The organism is Vibrio sp. CB1-14 (genome assembly GCF_040412085.2).
GTDB lineage: Bacteria > Pseudomonadota > Gammaproteobacteria > Enterobacterales > Vibrionaceae > Vibrio > Vibrio chaetopteri.
The window spans coordinates 1,192,654-1,212,081 of record NZ_CP115920.1 but is presented as its reverse complement, the minus strand read 5'-3'; the positions used below and the strand labels follow the sequence as shown (position 1 = coordinate 1,212,081).

17 protein-coding genes are annotated in these 19,428 nt (G+C 45.6%); 7 read left to right on the top strand and 10 right to left on the bottom strand.

Annotated elements, in window-relative coordinates; genetic code table 11:
- Positions 1–37 precede the first annotated feature (37 nt).
- The 3 genes from PG915_RS05520 to PG915_RS05510 form a co-directional block, all read right to left on the bottom strand.
- Positions 38–1,486, bottom strand: coding sequence for a coniferyl aldehyde dehydrogenase (locus PG915_RS05520; protein ID WP_353498211.1), 1,449 nt, complete (start codon positions 1,484–1,486; stop codon positions 38–40).
- Complete coding sequence (locus PG915_RS05515; RefSeq protein ID WP_353498210.1) at positions 1,487–2,662, bottom strand: iron-containing alcohol dehydrogenase; 1,176 nt, start codon at positions 2,660–2,662, stop codon at positions 1,487–1,489.
- 172 nt (positions 2,663–2,834) lie between these two features.
- The gene (locus PG915_RS05510; protein WP_353498209.1) at positions 2,835–3,296 is read right to left on the bottom strand and encodes an Lrp/AsnC family transcriptional regulator; all 462 of its coding nucleotides are present in this window, start codon (positions 3,294–3,296) and stop codon (positions 2,835–2,837) included.
- Positions 3,297–3,419: 123 nt separating this feature from the next.
- Between PG915_RS05510 and PG915_RS05505 the strand changes: the two genes are divergently transcribed.
- Complete coding sequence (locus PG915_RS05505; RefSeq protein ID WP_353498208.1) at positions 3,420–4,487, top strand: PLP-dependent cysteine synthase family protein; 1,068 nt, start codon at positions 3,420–3,422, stop codon at positions 4,485–4,487.
- A 70-nt stretch (positions 4,488–4,557) separates the two neighbouring features.
- Here the strand turns inward: PG915_RS05505 and PG915_RS05500 are convergent, their stop codons facing one another.
- Together PG915_RS05500 and PG915_RS05495 are read right to left on the bottom strand one after the other, a co-directional pair.
- The gene (locus PG915_RS05500; RefSeq protein ID WP_420884616.1) at positions 4,558–5,301 is read right to left on the bottom strand and encodes a methyl-accepting chemotaxis protein; all 744 of its coding nucleotides are present in this window, start codon (positions 5,299–5,301) and stop codon (positions 4,558–4,560) included.
- 748 nt (positions 5,302–6,049) lie between these two features.
- Entirely contained in the window at positions 6,050–6,388 is a 339-nt protein-coding gene (locus PG915_RS05495; RefSeq protein ID WP_353498206.1) for a Grx4 family monothiol glutaredoxin, read from the bottom strand.
- Between the two features lie 299 nt (positions 6,389–6,687).
- Between PG915_RS05495 and sodB the strand changes: the two genes are divergently transcribed.
- The 3 genes from sodB (at position 6,688) to PG915_RS05480 (ending at position 8,788) form a co-directional block, all read left to right on the top strand.
- Positions 6,688–7,272: a superoxide dismutase [Fe] gene (gene sodB / locus PG915_RS05490; protein ID WP_042499104.1), complete on the top strand. Its 585-nt coding sequence runs from the start codon at positions 6,688–6,690 to the stop codon at positions 7,270–7,272.
- 111 nt (positions 7,273–7,383) lie between these two features.
- The gene (locus PG915_RS05485; protein ID WP_353498205.1) at positions 7,384–7,887 is read left to right on the top strand and encodes a VC2046/SO_2500 family protein; all 504 of its coding nucleotides are present in this window, start codon (positions 7,384–7,386) and stop codon (positions 7,885–7,887) included.
- Between the two features lie 226 nt (positions 7,888–8,113).
- Positions 8,114–8,788, top strand: coding sequence for an SDR family oxidoreductase (locus PG915_RS05480; protein ID WP_353498204.1), 675 nt, complete (start codon positions 8,114–8,116; stop codon positions 8,786–8,788).
- A gap of 124 nt (positions 8,789–8,912) precedes the next feature.
- On the opposite strand, the gene adhE is transcribed toward PG915_RS05480, so the two are convergent.
- The gene (gene adhE / locus PG915_RS05475; protein WP_353498203.1) at positions 8,913–11,612 is read right to left on the bottom strand and encodes a bifunctional acetaldehyde-CoA/alcohol dehydrogenase; all 2,700 of its coding nucleotides are present in this window, start codon (positions 11,610–11,612) and stop codon (positions 8,913–8,915) included.
- Between the two features lie 657 nt (positions 11,613–12,269).
- On the opposite strand from adhE, the gene PG915_RS05470 reads away from it, so the two are divergent.
- Positions 12,270–12,908 (top strand): YchE family NAAT transporter, encoded by a 639-nt coding sequence (locus PG915_RS05470; protein WP_353498202.1) that lies wholly within the window; start codon positions 12,270–12,272, stop codon positions 12,906–12,908.
- A 196-nt stretch (positions 12,909–13,104) separates the two neighbouring features.
- Positions 13,105–13,959, top strand: coding sequence for an ion transporter (locus PG915_RS05465; RefSeq protein ID WP_353498201.1), 855 nt, complete (start codon positions 13,105–13,107; stop codon positions 13,957–13,959).
- A 63-nt stretch (positions 13,960–14,022) separates the two neighbouring features.
- Here the strand turns inward: PG915_RS05465 and asd are convergent, their stop codons facing one another.
- The 4 genes from asd to yejK form a co-directional block, all read right to left on the bottom strand.
- Positions 14,023–15,141, bottom strand: coding sequence for an aspartate-semialdehyde dehydrogenase (gene asd / locus PG915_RS05460; RefSeq protein ID WP_353498200.1), 1,119 nt, complete (start codon positions 15,139–15,141; stop codon positions 14,023–14,025).
- A gap of 175 nt (positions 15,142–15,316) precedes the next feature.
- The gene (locus tag PG915_RS05455) at positions 15,317–16,510 is read right to left on the bottom strand and encodes a chemotaxis protein (RefSeq protein ID WP_353498669.1); all 1,194 of its coding nucleotides are present in this window, start codon (positions 16,508–16,510) and stop codon (positions 15,317–15,319) included.
- 163 nt (positions 16,511–16,673) lie between these two features.
- Positions 16,674–18,026, bottom strand: coding sequence for an Hpt domain-containing protein (locus PG915_RS05450; protein WP_353498199.1), 1,353 nt, complete (start codon positions 18,024–18,026; stop codon positions 16,674–16,676).
- Between the two features lie 89 nt (positions 18,027–18,115).
- Complete coding sequence (yejK, locus tag PG915_RS05445) at positions 18,116–19,114, bottom strand: nucleoid-associated protein YejK (RefSeq protein WP_112462213.1); 999 nt, start codon at positions 19,112–19,114, stop codon at positions 18,116–18,118.
- Between the two features lie 84 nt (positions 19,115–19,198).
- Between yejK and PG915_RS05440 the strand changes: the two genes are divergently transcribed.
- Positions 19,199–19,426, top strand: a complete 228-nt coding sequence (locus tag PG915_RS05440) for a YejL family protein (protein WP_042474173.1) — start codon at positions 19,199–19,201, stop codon at positions 19,424–19,426.
- The last annotated feature ends 2 nt before the right edge of the window (positions 19,427–19,428 follow it).

Genomic DNA, 19,428 nt, shown 5'->3' with positions numbered 1-19,428 from the left:
TCGATAAGGCGCGTTTTTTAGTTTACCGTGATTCGCGTTACTGTTTCGGATTTGGATATTTACCAAACTTTCGATTAATCAGATAGTTAATAACGCGTCTTGCAAACCCAGAATACGGAGAATACAAAAAGCCTGTCGACGCCCACTTACCTTGCTGCATCACTGGGCGCATTTTTGAAAAAGTCTCAAACCCTTCTTTACCGTGATAATGTCCCATCCCACTTGGTCCTACACCACCGAACGGCAAGTCATGCTGAGCCACATGCATCATCACCTCATTAATGGTCAACGCGCCAGACATGGTGTTTTCCATCACTGCATGTTGCAGCTCTTTGTCATCAGAAAATAGGTACAGTGCCAATGGTCTATCACGCTCTCCAATGAAGTGATAAACATCGTCCATCGACTTGTAAGTGATCACCGGTAATATCGGTCCAAAGATTTCACGCGTCATCACAGCTTCATCGGTGCTTGGTGAAACAACCAGATGAAGAGGAAAACGGCGCGTCTCAGGATCCGGCTCACTCGCTGGGATAAGGTTAATCACCTCCCCCTGCCCCTCTTTTGCAAGCGTTAGAGTTTCCTGTAAACGGTCAAAAGAGACAGTATCAATCACTGCGGTGTAATCAGGATGGTCGATGGTTTTAAAGCGGCTTTTCATCACCGATTTCGCGGCTTTCACTACCTGGTTCAGTTTTTCTTCTGGCACCAACAAATAGTCGGGGGCGACACAGGTTTGCCCTGCGTTATAAACTTTCCCCCCTAAAATCCGTTTGATGGCTTTTTTAACATCGTAATCGGGACCAATGATAGTCGGCGATTTACCGCCAAGCTCTAAAGTCACTGGTGTTAGGTTTTCGGCGGCGGCAGCCATTACCTTACGCCCCGTACCACCAGAGCCGGTAAAAATCAGATGGTCAAAAGGAAGCTTAGCGAACGCTTGTCCGGTACCGCCCGTTTCAGCAATAAAGCAAATCTCATCTTGGGTAAACGCGCTCGAAAAGATTTTGGCTAGCGTTTCGCAAAGGTGCTGGGAATTTTCTGACATTTTGACCATCACACGGTTGCCCGCAGCTAGCGCTGCCGTCATTGGCCCAATCGCTAGAAAGAGTGGGTAATTCCATGGCACGATGATCCCCACGACCCCCAGAGGCTGAGGAACCACTTTGTTTTTTGCCGGCCAGAACCAAATCGAGGTATGACGTTTTTTGTCACGCATCCACTTCTTAAGCTGCTTACGAGAATCGACGATACCTTCAATGGAGGAAAACAGTTCGAGCAACGCCGTCTCAGTTGACGAGCGGTGACCAAAATCTTTGCCAATCGCCCCACAAATGGCTTCTTGGTTATCTCGCAATACTTTTTCGAGCTTGAGTAAGTTCGCCCTTCTTAGCTCACGACTGATAAACGGCGCTTCTTTAAACGCAGCTTGCTGCTCTTGCAGTCGCGTCATCATTTGCTGTTCATTTAGGGTAACCATACTCATTTATTGTGCTCCTTTAACAAGTAACGCTGCTAATAATTGTTGGCATTGGTGAACGTTCATCTCTTCGGGAACCGGATATTCTCCGAAGGCTTCTTTAATTGCTTGCTGGGCAAGCGCCGGGATGTCCTCTGCTCTTAACTCAGCAATGTGTTTTGGGATGTTCAGTAAATCCAAAAGCTGCTCGACATCCTGTATCAACGCCTGACTGTTGTTATAACCGAGGCTATGCGCCAGCGTTGTCAGCCTCTGGTTATCTCTTTGTACAATAAACTTGAGAACATGTGGCAGCACCATGGCATTCGCTCTACCATGAGGCACGTGATAAAACGCGCCAAGCTGATGGGCGATGGCATGGACGTAACCGATGTAGGTGCGAGTAAACGCCAAACCCGCTTCAAAACTGGCCACGGCCATTTTCTCTCTTGCTTCGCTGTCTTGACCATTTTGGTACGCCCGAGGCAAGTATTCAAAAATCGCGGTAATCGCGTTTAGCGACAAGGTTTCGGTTTTGGCGTTGGCGTATTGGCTTAGATAGGATTCAATCGCATGCGTGAGTGCGTCGATACCGGTTTCTGCAGTGATTTTCGGCGGAAGACCTAGCATGATCTGTGAATCAAGCACAGCTGCCTTAGGAACTAAAAATGGATCGGTTATGGCGCGTTTGGCCTTGGACTCTATATCACTGACAACCGCAGCAACCGTCCCTTCAGAGCCAGTACCTGAGGTTGTCGGGATGGCAATTAACGGCATAATTGGGCGATGCACTTTCAGTAAGCCAGGAAGCTTTGCGACATCTTTCTTGGTTCTTACACTTGCCGCAATGGCTTTCGCGCAATCAATGGGAGAACCACCACCAAACGCTATAATCCCATCACAGCCAGAATGACGATAACGTTCTGCCCCAGCGCGAACCGTCGCGTAGTCAGGATCGGGCTTTACTTCATCAAACACGGTAAAGGGCATATCGGCGTGCTTTAATGCTTCTAGCATACCATCAAGCAATCCTAGGCCACGTAGGACGCTGTCTGTAACGATAAAGGGGTTGGTCACAGAAAAATCACGGCAATAGCTCGCTATATCAAGCACTTTACCATTACCAACTATACACTGAGGCTCGGGAACAGGCACCATTTTGATAAACGGTTTTTTCACCGAGACCAACATCTGATGCAGCATAAAAACACTCCTTTGTCTTTACCAATCAACCTATATTTGAGCCGCTACTATCAACTGATAGGTAGAACTGTTTATAGGTTATAGAGTGATTACTCAGAGCTGGCAAGGCTGCCGAGTCTAAGTTGAGAACTATTACCAAATCAATATATTGGCAAAGTGACGTATTGGCGAATCAACGTATTGGCAGCGCCGTCGTGTATTTCAATGGCTCCATCGCAAAGGTTGATGTGACATTAGACAATCCATCTATGCTGTTGACCAATTTCTTATAGAACTCATCAAAGCACTTCATGTCTTTTACCAATACTTTCATCATATAGTCATACTCCCCCGCCATCCGGTAGAACTCCATTACTTCTGGGAACAATGACACCGTTTCGACAAACGCTCGATACCATTCATGAGAGTGATTTGTGGTCTTTATTTGCACGAACGCGGTAAACGACAACCCCAGTTTCTCAGGATCTACAAGCGCGACGCGTTTATCAATCACACCACTCTCTTCAAGCTTCTTGAGGCGCTTCCAGCACGGCGTTGTCGTGAGGTTTACGGCTTCAGCAAGATCGTTCAATGACAACGTGCCATCTTGCTGGAGCAGCGACAACAGCTTCTTATCTGTACTATCTATATCCAAAATAGCTCCAATGTAGAAAATTTTTCTACCAATTAGCGAAAACAAAGTAAATATAGCAAAGTTTTTCTCCCAGTTAGTAGGTAAATTATCATCATCGAAATCGTGAAGCAGGAAACCGCCGCCATGTGTACTGACCATCAATGGATTAACAACTCTGTTCGTAAACTTGAAGCTGACTTTCAACGCTCAGCTGACACACATCTAATCAAACTGGATTTGCCTAGCATTGATGGGATTGATGTTTATCTAAAAGACGAGAGCACACATCCGACGGGCTCACTGAAACACCGTTTAGCACGTTCCCTGTTTCTGTACGCGATTTGTAATGGTTGGATTGGCCCTGAGACAACAGTCATTGAATCTTCTTCTGGCAGTACCGCTGTATCAGAAGCGTACTTTGCGCGTCTACTTGGGCTGCCATTTATTGCTGTGATGCCAAAGTGCACTGCACGCAAAAAGATCGAACAAATTGAGTTTTACGGTGGTAAAGCACACCTGGTTGATCGTTCAGATCAAATCTATGCTGAGTCACGCCGACTTGCTGAAGAGTTAGACGGTCACTACATGGACCAGTTTACTTATGCTGAGCGTGCGACTGACTGGCGTGGTAACAACAACATTGCTAACTCTATTTTCAGCCAAATGAAGATGGAAGATCATCCGGTACCGAGCTGGATTGTGATGAGCCCAGGTACAGGTGGCACGTCTGCAACCATTGGACGCTTTATCCGTTATCAGCAGCACGACACCAAACTGTGTGTGGTTGATCCTGAGAACTCAGTGTTCCATGACTACTTCAAAACAGGCAATGCCAACATCACTGGCGACTGTGGCAGCAAGATTGAAGGCATTGGTCGTCCACGTGTTGAACCAAGCTTTATCCCTAGTGTAGTAGACGAAATGCGCACCATTCCGGATGCGGCAAGTATTGCAACGATTCATTGGCTAGAGAAAACCTTAGGTCGTAAAGTCGGCGCGTCTACTGGTACTAACCTTTATGGCGTACTGCAACTGGCGAGTGAAATGAAAAAGCGTGGTGAAACGGGATCAATTGTGACTCTACTGTGTGACAGTGGCGAGCGCTATCTGGATACTTACTACAACCACGAGTGGATTAATAACAATATTGGCGATCTGCGACCTTACCTGGATAAGCTCGAGACATTCGAAGCGACCGGTGAGTTGGCTTAACAGCGGTCTTTAACTAAATAAAAACCATCAGTTGGCAGGGAGTGATTCGTCACTCCCTTTTTTCCATGCGTTATTTATGTTCGTAAGACGCTTTCACTTTATCCTGCGCTAGAGCGATGTAAGAAACTAAATCGCGATACGCAATATCCATTTGCTCCACAATACCTACATCATGACTGCCATCGGCAACCATTCTCAGCCCATCGTGAAGCGCGGTTGCCTTAATATGGAAGTACTCTAATGGATCACCAACCGATGCCAACTGCTGTGTTTCCTCATGGCCAGCAATCATTTGACCAAAAATCGTGTCGTGTTCACCTAACGTCAGCAGTGATGCATCAAAGTCAGCGCCAATCAGTTTAGAATGCGCAGTCGCCCACATGTTGGTGTATTGCGCGATGGCGCTTGAGGCATAAATGTCCACTGTGGTGGTGTAAATCACATCAACAGTGTCAGAAGAAAGCGACAGAATCGATTGAGTATCGCTTACGATATCAGCGGCTCCCGTAGAGGCATCCGCCACCTGAGCCGACACGAGTTCGATATTTTCACCCGCTTTGTTGGTGCTGCTTTCAATTCGCTCGACCAAACCCGAGATCTCGCTGGCAGCTTCATTCGCTCTACCCGCCAATGAGCGCACTTCATCTGCAACCACGGCAAATCCGCGGCCATGTTCACCCGCTCGAGCCGCTTCAATAGCAGCATTAAGCGCAAGCAAGTTAGTTTGTTCAGAGATCTGGTGAATGATGCTAATAAATTGCGTGATATCACCAGTAAGCACTTGAAGCGCAGCGACGGTTTCTTTGCTCGCCATTGCCGATTGCGACACTTGATCCAAAGATTGATACATCTCTTCCAACTGCTGTTGAGTGCTATCAAACACACCCAGATTGGCCTGCAATTGATCGCTTTGGTTGATCAGTTGATTATTAGCCTGCTCGATATTGGCTGTGGCGCCAACAAGCTGTGAAGTCACACTACTTAAAAACAGTCGCGAGCGCTGTTTTTGCTTCTCTAGCTGGGATTCTAATTTGTGTATCTGCTGCTCTTTGTCAGCTAACTCTTGTTGCAATTGCGCCAGTTGGCAAGCGAAGGCATCTTTCTGTTCGGTTTCAGACTGCAACTGCTGCTGGAGTTGTTGTACTTGTTTTTTTGATGCAAACATAAGACCACTTTTCGGTTCGTGCTTTATTTATCGTTATTGTCTTATAACGGTAGCATTGATGCGGGAAATGAAAATGGCTGGAAGAGTAAGTTGTGATTGGGGGACGGTGGTATCACCCGAATAGGGTATGGACTTGAGGGGTGTTGGGTGAGTGTTTTCTTTGGCGATGCGGCGGTAGCCGCTAGCCTGCTATTCTCCCCCTTTACAAGGGGGAGTTAGAGGGGGTGCTCTTAGGTTTTTCACTTGCGTTTCAGTAAGTTAAAAAACAAAAGCACCCCTCCCAACCTCCCGGCTACGCGCCCCGCTTTTAAGGGGAGGAGCTACTGGCTCGCTGCGCCTCACTTATGTTTTCGCTGGCGATGCGGCGGTAGCCGGAATACTTAAAAGCCTAAAGGAATTAAGCGTCCCCTTCCTCAGCATTACGCGCTGCAGCTTCTTTAATGATCGGCTGAAGTTCACCCTTCTGGAACATCTCCATAATGATGTCACAGCCGCCAATTAGCTCACCTTCAACCCATAGTTGTGGGAAAGTTGGCCATTGTGCGTATTTTGGAAGTTCAGCACGGATATCTGGATTTTGTAGGATATCTACATAAGCGAATTTTTCGCCACAACCCATCAATGCCTGAGCCGCTTGAGAAGAGAAACCACAGCTTGGTAGCTTAGGTGAACCTTTCATGTAAAGAAGAATCGTGTTCTCTTCGATTTGCTGCTTAATTTTGTCGATCGTTTCCATTACGTCCTCGAAATACTTGTACTGCGAATGTGTTCACATTCTAGCGAATCGCCGCAGAATAAAAAGCACATTAATAGTGTGGTTATATCTTTGTTACTAGGTTGTGATGTAGTATACCCAAATACCTTGCAAACAAAGGTGATGTAAACAAATCATCACAATTATTTTATCACGGACTCTTTTAATAAAGTAAAAACTTGCTAAAATAGCAAGCAGTCGGTCATCACATGACTCAACAATAAATATACTTGGAAGCAATCAGGGTAAAAACCCTCTAATAATCAATGGAGAAGCGAGCAATGGCATTCGAACTACCAGCACTTCCTTATGCAAAAGATGCTCTAGAACCACACATCTCAGCAGAGACTCTAGATTTCCACCACGGCAAGCACCACAACACTTACGTGGTTAAGCTAAACGGCCTAATTCCTGGTACTGAGTTTGAAGGTAAAACTCTAGAAGAGATCGTGAAAACCTCTTCTGGTGGCGTATTCAACAACGCAGCTCAAATCTGGAACCACACGTTCTACTGGCACTGCCTAGCGCCAAACGCGGGCGGCGAACCAACAGGTGCAGTAGCAGACGCAATCAACGCAGCATTCGGTTCTTTCGAAGAGTTCAAAGCGAAGTTCACTGATTCAGCAATCAACAACTTCGGTTCTTCTTGGACTTGGCTAGTGAAGAAAGCTGACGGTTCTCTAGACATCGTTAACACGTCTAACGCAGCGACTCCACTAACAGAAGAAGGCGTAACTCCACTACTAACAGTAGATCTATGGGAACACGCTTACTACATCGATTACCGTAACGTTCGTCCAGACTACATGAATGGTTTCTGGGCACTCGTTAACTGGGCATTCGTAGAAGAAAACCTAGCTAAGTAATCAGCTCTTCCTAAGTTTCTTTTAAAGACCTGTCTCGACAGGTCTTTTTTTATTTCTAGGCTAAAGCTCCCTCCCCTCTTGCCGATAAAGTCATTGTAACGAGAGGGCTTTATGCAAATTCATCACTTAGACAAAGCAAATTTAATTAACGAACTGCAATGTGGTACGTCGCTGAATCGCGCCGTAGAACAAGGCAGACGTGCCGACTTTGCTCTAATGCTCTCTATGTTTTCTCAAGACTCGCGTGAGACGGCAGTCACCGAGGATGTCGATACCAACGTCACCGATGAAGCAATATTAAGAAAACGCTTTGACGTACCCACAGCTCAGAAACTGCAAGGTGAGCTAGATGACTACGCAGTGTCTGCCTCTATCGCTAAACAATTTCATGATGGCGGCCTCTCTAGTGCGAAGCTTCAGCACTACAGCACACCAGAGCCTTTGAACTATAGTCCAACTGATACCCATGGTCTTGCGGAAGAGGTGTATCACAACCTATCAGGTCATACACGACGTCAACTGGGTCAGAAATCATTGCCAAAACCGACCGTTGATGTGCTATACAACCAATTGACCACGGCTAATCGAAAAGACGCGCTATCCATTCAACTTTAGTTCCCTCACTACAACCCTCTCTTAAAACCACATTTCTTTAGTGGCTTCTAATGTAACGCTGACCACTCTTTCTGTTCAGAGTGTGATTCAATGCAAAGTTACCAAACCTTTCTGCTTTCTATACACAAAAACTTGAAGTTATTCACATTTGAATCACAGTTTTTCTACCAAGTTATTACCTAAGGAATGGCATACGTAATTAGTAGCCTACTTTTTGGGGATAAACATGATCATTAAAAATTCAGTCGTGTTAGTGACATCTGCTGGTACCAGCTTAGGTGCGATGATCGCTCTGCATTTCGCTAGGCTTGGCGCTTATGTCGTCTTATGCGATATCGATGAAAGCAATTTGACCTCAGCCTACCGACGCTGCTTAGAGGTCACTGAGCAAGTGGAAAAGGCACACGTGAGTGACCTATCGCTTCAAACCATCGAGACATTATTTTCCTCTATCGAATCCAGACTAGGCCGAGCCCCGAACGTTCTAGTTAACCATTGGACTTCCCTACCGAAACAGACCCTGACCGGTGGGCACTCGGGCGGTAAATTCATTACCCAGTTCTCCTTACTGGCATCCAACCTATTCTTGTTTGGCCAAGTCGCCGCAGAGCGAATGTCACAAAGCCAATCAGGCGTGATTGTCAATGTGGTCGCCCAGGAGCCCGATCAGTATTACAGTGATTTAGACAATACCACATCGATGGTGACTGGATTTACTAAGAGCTGGGCGAAAGAGCTGAAGCAGCACAACATTCGAGTGGGTGGTGTGATACCTGTAAGTAGCCATAGCCATCATGCCAATGGCAACTGGTCTCAGATCCAAGATGAATTGACACGGACTACAGAATACATAGTCAGCAACGACTACTTTAGCGGACGTGTAGTGAGCGCAGAAACTTAGATAAACCAACGCAAATAATACGGCTGTACTCCTACTCTCCTTAAACGTAAAAAGCCCCTTCATTTCTGAAGGGGCTTTGTCATTTTTCCCGTAAATTTCGTGCTAGCGAAAATCTACTACTGAATTAAGCTTCAGCTTTCTCTTTTTTAGCTTTAGCAGCTGGCTTCGCTTCTTGGTCTGCTTTCTTCTTGATAACAGTTGTACCTTCGAAAGTTTCGCCTTCAACGAATGCGCTACCGTAGTAAGCCGCTTTCAGAACTTCTTTAAGCTCAGAAATTAGTGGGTAACGTGGGTTCGCACCAGTACATTGGTCATCGAACGCTTCAACCGCTAGCTCATCAAGCTTAGCTAGGAAGTCAGACTCAGCAACACCTGCAGCTTGGATAGAAGTTGGGATGTCTAGGTCTTTCTTAAGCTCTTCCAACCATGCTAGTAGACGTTCAATCTTCTGAGCAGTACGGTCACCAGCTTGGCTTAGGCCTAGGTGGTCAGCTACTTCAGCGTAACGACGACGTGCTTGTGGACGGTCGTATTGAGAGAACGCAGTTTGCTTAGTTGGGTTGTCGTTCGCGTTGTAACGAACAACGTTAGAGATTAGTAGTGCGTTCGCCAAACCGTGTGGTAGGTGGAACTCAGCACCAATCTTGTGAGCCATTGAGTGACAAACACCTAGGAATGCGTTCGCAAATGCTACACCAGCGATAGTTGCCGCGTTGTGTACTTTTTCACGAGCGATAGGGTCGTTTGCACCGTTCGCGTAGCTTGAAGGTAGGTACTCTTTAAGCATCTTAAGTGCTTGTAGAGCCTGACCGTCAGAGTATTCGTTCGCTAGAACTGATACGTAAGCTTCTAGAGCGTGAGTTACTGCATCGTAACCACCGAATGCTGTTAGAGACTTAGGCATGTTCATAACAAGGTTCGCGTCAACGATAGCCATGTTAGGAGTTAGTTCGTAGTCAGCTAGTGGGTACTTAGCACCAGTCTCGTCGTCTGTAACAACTGCGAATGGAGTAACTTCAGAACCAGTACCAGATGTTGTAGTGATACATACAAGCTCAGCTTTTTGACCCATTTTAGGGAACTTGTAGATACGTTTACGGATGTCCATAAAGCGCATTGCAAGCTCTTCGAAGTGAGTTTCTGGGTGCTCGTACATTACCCACATGATCTTAGCAGCATCCATCGGAGAACCACCACCTAGAGCGATGATTACGTCTGGTTGGAAGCTTTGCATTGCTTCTGCACCTTTCTTAACTACAGATAGCGTTGGATCCGCTTCTACGTCGAAGAAAGTTTGAACTTCCATGCCTTGAGCTTTAAGCAGCTTCACTACTTCATCACTGTAGCCGTTGTTGAATAGGAAACGGTCAGTTACTAGGAATACGCGCTTCTTACCTTCTAGGTCGCTCATTGCGATTGGAAGGCTACCACGACGGAAGTAGATAGACTTAGGTAGTTTGTGCCACAACATGTTTTCAGCTCGCTTCGCTACAGTTTTCTTGTTGATTAGGTGCTTAGGACCTACGTTCTCAGAGATAGAGTTACCACCCCAAGAACCACAACCTAGAGTTAGAGAAGGCGCTACGTTGAAGTTGTAAAGGTCACCGATACCACCGTGAGTAGTTGGGATGTTTACAAGGATACGTGCAGTCTTCATCTTGTCACCGAAGTAACGGATGCGGTCAGCGTTTACGTCTTGGTTAGTGTACAGACCAGATGTGTGACCGATACCACCGATTTCAACCATAGTTACCGCTTGAGCAACTGCGTCTTCGAAGTCGTCAGCGCGGAATAGACCTAGAGTTGGAGATAGTTTCTCGTGAGCAAATGCGTCGTCGTAAGAAACTTTACCTAGACCTTCACCAACTAGAACTTTAGTGTCAGCTGGAACTTTAACGCCTGCCATCTCAGCGATTGCTGGAGCTGGTTGACCTACGATCTTAGCGTTTAGGTTGCCGTCGATTAGAAGAACTTTACGTACTTTCTCAGCTTCAGCTTTGTTTAGAACGTATGCTTTGTGTGAAGCGAAACGCTCTTTAACTTCGTCGTATACAGAGTCAACAACGATTGCAGCCTGCTCAGAAGCACAAACTACGCCGTTATCGAACGTTTTAGACATAAGGATAGAAGCCACTGCACGTTTGATGTCAGCAGTTTCATCGATAACTACAGGAACGTTACCTGCACCTACACCGATTGCTGGCTTACCAGAAGAGTATGCTGCTTTAACCATGCCTGGACCGCCAGTTGCAAGGATAAGAGCGATGTCGTCGTGCTTCATAAGAGCGTTAGAAAGCTCTACAGATGGTTGGTCGATCCAACCGATGATGTCTTTTGGAGCACCTGCTGCTACTGCTGCGTCTAGTACTAGTTTCGCTGCGTCGTTAGTAGAGTTCTTCGCACGTGGGTGTGGCGAGAAGATGATACCGTTACGAGTCTTCAAAGAGATTAGAGATTTGAAGATTGCAGTAGAAGTTGGGTTAGTTGTTGGAACGATACCACAGATGATGCCTACAGGCTCTGCGATAGTCATAGTACCTAGGTTGTCGTCTTCGTCAAGGATGCCACACGTCTTTTCATCTTTGTATTTGTTGTAAATGAACTCAGATGCAAAGTGGTTCTTGATAACTTTATCTTCAACGATACCCATACCAGACTCTTCAACCGCTTGCTGTGCAAGAGGGATACGAGCTTGGTTAGCTGCTAGAGACGCTGCGCGGAAAATCTTGTCAACTTGCTCTTGAGAGTAAGTTGCAAATTCTGCTTGTGCCGCTTTAACGCGTGCAACCATTGCATCTAGTTCAGCCATATTTGTTACAGGCATAAGGAATCTCCTAAAATAAAAAAACTAAAAACTTTTTAGTAAGTTAGCTACTTCTGCTAATGAAACTCTTAACTACAGAACAACTCTACTTAGTAAACTGCTTTCAGAGCTGAGTATAATCTTTCACGCTTTGAAAAAAATTGACTCAGATCAGTTCTGAAAAGTAATTTACCTACATAGTAGTAACCCCAAAGGGTTTCGTGACGTAAGACATTGTTTTTTAAGGTGTTACCCGGGTAAAATACCAAGAACAAAAAAACACCGATCAGTATTTTTTTTTCATAACCCTAGCAAATTGTGTAAAAAATTTTCACTTTCGTACCAGAAAAACAAGTAAAACGTCGCCATCGTGCTACTAAGTATATGTAGATGACATTGGTTCCTTTCAACCCATGACGCAAAAATAATCAAAATTAGACAAGCGCAACACTTTGGCAACAAAAAGGTATGTTACCTCAGTTGTGGCACGAACTTTTCCTTCATATTCCATTCATATTTTCACATCACTCCGAAGGGCTGATTCATTGGTGTTATACGTTAAAAATAGTCATCAAGTTTTAGTCGATTCTCTGCCCACAATGTCGTACATTAGCCGCACTTTTTACCCGGGCATAGATGCCTTGCATTGTGTCCCTCTTCTATCATCGAGATTCGTCTATGAGTAGCATCGAATTTGCAATCTATTTGCAGTTTTTCTTAGGTTTGGTCGCTGCGGTAAACCCTGTTGGGATCATGCCAATTTTTGTGTCTTTAACCAGCCACATGTCTCCAGAAGACAAGAACAAAACGGCTGCGACGGCCAATATTGCCGTTGCCGTTATTCTGATCACCTCGTTACTGGCAGGTCAGATACTTTTGGATATGTTCAGTATTTCTCTCGATTCGTTCCGAGTTGCGGGCGGCTTGCTACTTCTCAGCATCGCTTTTTCGATGATGTCGGGTAAGCTCGGTGAAGATAAACAGAATAAACAAGAAAAGTCGGAGTACGTCAGTAAAGAGCAGATTGGTGTTGTGCCCCTAGCCATGCCTTTGATGGCGGGTCCTGGTGCAATCAGTTCGACCATTGTTTATGGTGCTCGGTATCCAGACATGGTGGAAACGGTTGGCATCATTATCAGTATCATCGTCTTTGCTCTTTGCTCATGGTTACTGTATCGCTCGGCTCCGCTCATTGTTCGCTTCTTGGGACAAACAGGTATCAACGTGATCACGCGTATCATGGGTCTGATCCTCGGTGCGCTGGGCATTGAATTTATGGCCAACGGGCTAAAAGCTCTTTTCCCTGGCCTCGCTTAACCTACCCTTCAATTTCATCACTTGTTTAAATTCTTCAAGCATTCTTTTCCAAGGATGCTTGATTTGCCTCTATACACCGTATGGCTGCATCTGACATACCGACAGAGCACCAGACGTAGCACTAGATATAGCAAAACTGCCCCTTCGCGCTACTTGGGTATATACTAGCCATATTGAAGGCTTATAGACTCTTGCTATGGAAAACAACCGCTTAAAGCACAAGCTTTACATCATTATCTTTGGTCATCACACCCGAGCGGGTCGAATTTTTGATATTGCCCTTATCATTGCCATTCTGATTTCGCTAACGGTGTTAGTGCTGCACTCTATCGAAGGGTTAGCTACAGAGTGGGATCAGACCTTTGTGATGCTTGAATATTTCTTCACCGCGATATTTACCGTTGAGTATTTATTGCGCTTATATTGCTCACCAAAACCTAAGGCCTACGCCACCAGCTTCTATGGTGTAGTCGACTTACTATCGATTCTCCCAACCTACTTGGCACTGCTTTTCCCATCGGCCACCTTTATGGGGGTGATACGTCTACTTCGTGTCATGCGAATATTCCGTATCCTCAAGTTGGTTCGCTACCTGCAAGACTCCAATATTCTGCTGCGTTCACTGTTAATGTCACGCCGTAAGATCCTCGTTTTCTTCAGTACCGTCGCGATATTGGTGACAATTTTTGGTGCTTTGATCTTTGTCATAGAAGGACCTGAGAACGGATTTACCAGCATTCCACAAAGTATCTATTGGGCGATTGTGACCATTACGACTGTTGGCTATGGAGACTTGGTGCCAAGTACACCACTTGGCAAAGGGCTAGCTTCACTGACTATGCTGCTTGGTTACTCCATTCTGGCCGTTCCTACCGGGATAATTACCGCAGAGCTCAACCAGGAAATGAAAACTCACCGAAACTTAGTGAAATGCCCAAACTGCTCGAAATCCGGCCATGAGAGTGATGCGCTGCACTGCAAGCACTGTGGGAGTGAGTTAGCAACACCAGAAAAGAGAGTGGTTGAAGTAGACTCCGAAGATTTAAAATAGCAGACACTAAAAAGCCCTCAGAAGAGGGCTTTTTCAAACTTAGGTTCAACCAAGCTATGACGCTTAACTGGCCTTCTCAGCCAAGACAATGCGCAATGTACGACGTAACGGCTCTGCCGCGCCCCACAATAGTTGGTCACCCACAGTGAATGCGTTTAGGAAGTCGTTACCCATTGCCATTTTTCTTAGGCGGCCAACAGGGATAGACATCGTACCCGTCACTTTCGCAGGTGTAAGCTCTTGTGCAGTGATGTCGCGATCGTTTGGAATCACTTTCACCCAATCGTTGTGCGTAGCGATGATTTCTTCAATCTCATCCATCGGTACATCTTGCTTAAGCTTAATAGTAAGCGCCTGTGCGTGACAACGCATTGCACCAATACGCACACATGTGCCATCAATTGGAACTGGGCTGTCTTGCAAGCCTAGGATCTTGTTCGCTTCAACGCCGGCTTTCCACTCTTCTTTACTTTGGCCGTTTTCACGCTTCACATCGATCCATGGGATCAACGAGCCTGCTAGTGGCACACCGAACTGATCCGTTGGGAACGAAGAAGAGCGGATAGTCTCAGCCACTTTACGGTCAATATCAAGAATAGAGCTTGCAGGATTGGCGAGTTCAGAAGTCACACAGTCATTTACTACACCCATTTGAGAGATAAGCTCACGCATGTTCTTAGCACCTGCGCCAGAGGCTGCTTGGTAAGTCATCGCGCTCATCCACTCAACCATGCCTTTCTCATAAAGACCGCCAAGACCAAGAAGCATCAAGCTAACCGTACAGTTACCGCCAACAAAGGTGTTGGTACCTTTAATAAGGCCATCTTGGATTTGACCAAGGTTCACTGGATCTAGGGTAATGATTGAATCTTTGTCCATACGGAGAGTAGAAGCAGCATCAATCCAGTACCCTTTCCAACCAGCTTGACGAAGCGCTGGGTAGACTTTCTCAGTGTAGCTACCACCCTGACAGGTAATCACAGCGTCCAGTTGTTTTAGGCTTTCAATATCAAAAGCGTCTTGCAGAAGACCAGCATCTTTACCAAAGTTTGGTGCAGGGATGCCAATTTGAGATGTGCTGTAGAATACGGGCTCGATGACATCAAAGTCTTTTTCTTCGACCATGCGCTGCATTAGTACCGAACCCACCATGCCACGCCAACCGACTAAACCTACTCTCATTGAATTACTCTCCGTGTGAATTGAAATAAAGGCTCCCCCATCTATAAAATTTTCCGAGCCATAACACAAGAGCTAATTCACAAATTAAAGTAACTTTTTTCACAAACCCAACCAGTTAGTACTCCATAACCGTTTAGTAATTAGTAAAAAGGCTCCTTTCGGAGCCCTTTTACTACTAGCTTGTTATTTTGGTTTCTTTTCTCAACTGAGCCCTTTTACCTAGGGCATAACCAAGTCCTAAGGGAGCAAAGAAGATCACTAAAATAAACAGAATGAAATAGACTATAGTGCTCTTAATCAACTGAATGAGCTTTTCGACAGCAAGAGTTAAGACATCTTGAGATATTTTATCGAGATCTTGAGCAAACAACTCTCGCTCGCTGTTTACGATGACCGCTATTTCTTTACGCTCACGCTCAATCATCTTGATAAGCTCTTCACGTTCACGCGCCACCATGTCATCCAGTGCTTGTCGCTCTGCACTGAGCTGTGTGAGCTTATCTTGGGTCTTAACGTCTAAATCGTTGAGTAGCGGCTGAAGCTCAATCGCCATTTTTTGAGCTAAATCGCGCATGTATTCAGGGTTATTTTCAACAAAGTCTTTAAACGCATCGGCACTGATTTGGAAGCTCTTAATCGCGCCGTGGATATCATCGCCACTGACATTGCTATTGAGTGCGATAAGCTGGGCTTTCCACGTCATCAGCTTAGGTGTTTGCTCCGACATCAACGACAATCTATCAGACACATCGGAAAGCGCTTCTGGCATGGTGCCAAGGGTTGTCGTCACTTCACTTTCATCAATACCCTGAGCTTTTAACCACTCGCGATAAGCCGGCACACGAGCAAAGCTCAAGTTTTCAAACGGATGCAGCGCCGCAAATTGGTCAACAAAGACTTTGGTTGTGCCATAACTATCCGATTTAAATAACGACTTTGCCAACTGATCGATTTCTTGACTCAACTTAGTCGCCGTTTGTGTAGCCTCTTCAGTGACAAACAGTGTTTTGCCGTTACCTTTCGTGAAAAACTGCTCCATCTGAACCGTGAATACCCAAGTATCAATTAGGCCAGCGGTAGGAGACACTTGATAGGCTGACTGCCCTAACCCTTCTTCAGCATGAATCTTCCATAGTAAAATATGAGATTGATTCACAATGTCAGTTTCATCGTACTTGGCGGCTAAAGAATCGGATGTCGCTTCAACTTGAGTGAAGAACTCACGACTAAACTCGCGCGTCATTAAGCGCATATTGAGTTCTTGTTTCGTCAGTGGCGTAGTTTGGCTATCGAGCTGAACTTCTAGCAATGAACAGCCAGAAATTAGAGAAATAAACAGCATTAGAAGTGCGCAGCACAAGCGGTGCATTGGTTTCATCGTAAGCCTCAACGTTGAAAAGTAGCGATTGTCTAGTCACTTCACCTGTATGGTGAAGTCACTTAGCCATATATTATCGCCACTATAAATAACCCAGGTAAAATTCACGTTAACTATTGATATTTATAGTCTAAATTTCGCGATTTACTAGACGTTATTGTTGACTTTGGTTGGAGATGTAGTCTTCAGCCGACACAATCGCTTGTTTAAGACGCAGCTCTAGTTTCTCTATCGCCTCAGAGTCTATGGATTGGGTTTGCTTTAGTTGCAGCTCAGCGGTGATTGCGGTTTGACGGAGCTGCTCTGCGAAGATGCTGCCAGAGACCCCTTTTAGGGTATGTGCGACGCGGGTCGCTTGGTCAATATCGCTATCAGCAAGACTGCGTAGTTTATCTGCATCTTGACTGTGCTCGGAAACAAAAACGCCTAGCAGTAGCAGCATCGACTCTTTGTCTCCATCCAAGGTATTGAGCATTTCAGAAAACTGGATCGGCGCGCCCTCTTCAGCCGCCTCTGATGGTGCGGAGATACCCTCGTCACGAACGACTTCTAGCTCTACTTGTTCTGTTTCATTCACCGGCTCTATCTTTGAAAAAGACGGCGTCACGTCATGCGGTTGTGTGACTTCTTCGGCTTGTCCCTTTGATGTTTCATTCGCGCTATTTGCCCGTGCATATTGTGGCTCGCGAGTCACCGAAACAGGTTCATAGCCATCCAAGTCATCACGGCCACTTGCCAGCAGTGGTTCAGACTGTTTTTTGAAACTGCACAGCAATAAACAAACAATCGCCACAAGGCTGACCAATACGACGATCAGTACTTGTTCATTCACTATGCGTTCAGATTGCAGTTCGCGCAGCGATAGCTCTGTCATAACAGGGTGGTTAACCACACGCTCGACCAGAAACTCAGTATTCGCCGCTTGTGACAACAGCACCGATGCTTGAGAGTTAAGCTCCAAAACGTGTACGCGGTCACCACCAGAAAGCCCATAAGCTTCGCGCTGAATATCTTCAAGCTTCAAATACACCTGACGCGGTTCAACCGTGTCATTGAATAAGGTATCCAGCACCACCGCAGAGAGTCGGTCACTAAGCGAAATCGCCGCTTGGCTTAACCGTGTTGGTTTGGCATTAATGCTGGAAACAAAAGTATCCATACGCGCTTCATCTTGCGCTAGAAGCTGAGCCTGCTCTACAAATCGTTCGAGTAGATAGACGGTATGAGAAACATCCGAGAGCAAATCCGATTGAGTCAATGATTTGAGCTGCACGGTTTGGGCATGTATAAGCTGTATTTCAAGCTCGAGTTGCTCAGAGAAACGTGAGCGATAAGGTTGGGCTAAGAAAAGGGTTTGTCTTAGCTTGTCGATGCTAAACGAGATCTCGTCAATGAGATGAGTAATTTTCTCTTCTTGCGACGAAATATACACCACTGTAGTCACGGCAATAGACCATAGCAGCACGATGGTTACGGCAAAGCCATTAAGACGTTTTAATACATTCAACCGTCGTTCCCTCTCAACAACAATAAGGCTTATCCCTGGCCTTTCTTGACCCTGCAAAAAAGCGCTACAAAGTAGCGCTTTTTATCTGCTTAACGATTTCGAGTCAGTTGATCTCTTAGGTTTGGCGGTGTGCCTTTGATAGTAAGAGTATCGGTATCTGGATCGTAAAACACGCGCTCACCTAGAAGCAGGCTATCAAAACTAAGATTCAATCCGCCACCGGCACCAACAAACTTTGTGAGCTTGCGTACAGTCGAGCGATCAGCTGGAAAACTCTCTTCCAATTCATAGCCTTGTTCTTGAGTGTAATCTAAAAAGCTCGAACCTTCATTGCTTGGAAGCTCACCAGATAACTCTTTGATTTGCACTTCGTCGCCTGTTTTTAGCTGATCATTACAGTAATCGTAGACCTGCTTTTTGTAGTTGACGGTTTCATCTTTATCAAGCTGAGCGTCGGCACAGTAATCTTCTACCGCTTGCATCAACAAAGAGTTCTGCTGCTTAGTATCAAGCCCTACTTCGGCTTGTAAAAAGTCTAGGAAGAAGTCCGCTACTTTGCGTCCAACGCGACCCTTAATGTAAGTGAGGTAACGATTTGAGCCTTTGTCCAAATCGTAGCTGGTTAGATCGATACGTGCCGCGATATCCATTTTTGCGATATCAAGGTAGTCGATTGAACCGATGTTTAAGCCTTCCGTCACTTGCAAGCTGTTGTACGATGGCAGCAAACCGATAAACAAGTAATCCGTTGCTAACGATTGATACTGAGCCATAACCAGTGTGCCCGCTTCCGCAAATGGGTATTTTGCTAGTTCGGTTTTAAGGCGCTCGGCACTTTGCTGAGAGAAGCTGTAAAAGTCTTTCTCACCTTTAAGTAGCTCACTTAGCCAAATCTGAAAATCACTCTCACTGGTAAAGGAACCAAATCCTTTTCCCGCTTTCGAATTAAACACACGATGCAGTTCAGCCACTAAGGTTTCGGTTGAATTGTCGTTGTGCAACATCTCTTCGCGATACTGAACGACAAGCTCTTCCTGCTCATTTATCGCTAACTGGTGTAAAATAACGTTAGATAGGTTCAAACTCATTGTGAATTTATCATGGTTGCTGTTTCGTTTGTGATGCAGAGTAGGGTATCATAAGCCGCTTTCATTATCATTAGCAGAGTCTTTATGCCAATTACATCTAAATATACCGATCAACAAGTTGAAGACATCCTTGCCGAAGTTGCCGCTGTTCTAGACAAGCACGGTGCAAGCGCGGAACTTTCACTTATGATTGCAGGTAATATCGCAACCAATGTCTTAAATCAAAACGTTGCTCCTTCACAACGCCAAGCAATTGCGGAAAAATTCTCTAAAGCTTTGATTTCATCATTAGAAACTAAAGATCAACACTAATC

What these genes read in the sequence shown, in the direction of transcription:
- PG915_RS05480 (WP_353498204.1), top strand. Translation starts at nt 8,114, where the DNA reads ATGATCATTAAAAATTCAGTCGTGTTAGTGACATCTGCTGGTACCAGC.
- asd (WP_353498200.1), bottom strand. Translation starts at nt 15,141, where the DNA reads ATGAGAGTAGGTTTAGTCGGTTGGCGTGGCATGGTGGGTTCGGTACTA.
- PG915_RS05440 (WP_042474173.1), top strand. Translation starts at nt 19,199, where the DNA reads ATGCCAATTACATCTAAATATACCGATCAACAAGTTGAAGACATCCTT.
- yejK (WP_112462213.1), bottom strand. Translation starts at nt 19,114, where the DNA reads ATGAGTTTGAACCTATCTAACGTTATTTTACACCAGTTAGCGATAAAT.
- PG915_RS05455 (WP_353498669.1), bottom strand. Translation starts at nt 16,510, where the DNA reads ATGCACCGCTTGTGCTGCGCACTTCTAATGCTGTTTATTTCTCTAATT.
- PG915_RS05495 (WP_353498206.1), bottom strand. Translation starts at nt 6,388, where the DNA reads ATGGAAACGATCGACAAAATTAAGCAGCAAATCGAAGAGAACACGATT.
- PG915_RS05470 (WP_353498202.1), top strand. Translation starts at nt 12,270, where the DNA reads ATGAGTAGCATCGAATTTGCAATCTATTTGCAGTTTTTCTTAGGTTTG.
- PG915_RS05515 (WP_353498210.1), bottom strand. Translation starts at nt 2,662, where the DNA reads ATGCTGCATCAGATGTTGGTCTCGGTGAAAAAACCGTTTATCAAAATG.
- PG915_RS05500 (WP_420884616.1), bottom strand. Translation starts at nt 5,301, where the DNA reads ATGGCGAGCAAAGAAACCGTCGCTGCGCTTCAAGTGCTTACTGGTGAT.
- PG915_RS05520 (WP_353498211.1), bottom strand. Translation starts at nt 1,486, where the DNA reads ATGAGTATGGTTACCCTAAATGAACAGCAAATGATGACGCGACTGCAA.
- PG915_RS05465 (WP_353498201.1), top strand. Translation starts at nt 13,105, where the DNA reads ATGGAAAACAACCGCTTAAAGCACAAGCTTTACATCATTATCTTTGGT.
- PG915_RS05505 (WP_353498208.1), top strand. Translation starts at nt 3,420, where the DNA reads ATGTGTACTGACCATCAATGGATTAACAACTCTGTTCGTAAACTTGAA.
- adhE (WP_353498203.1), bottom strand. Translation starts at nt 11,612, where the DNA reads ATGCCTGTAACAAATATGGCTGAACTAGATGCAATGGTTGCACGCGTT.
- PG915_RS05485 (WP_353498205.1), top strand. Translation starts at nt 7,384, where the DNA reads ATGCAAATTCATCACTTAGACAAAGCAAATTTAATTAACGAACTGCAA.
- sodB (WP_042499104.1), top strand. Translation starts at nt 6,688, where the DNA reads ATGGCATTCGAACTACCAGCACTTCCTTATGCAAAAGATGCTCTAGAA.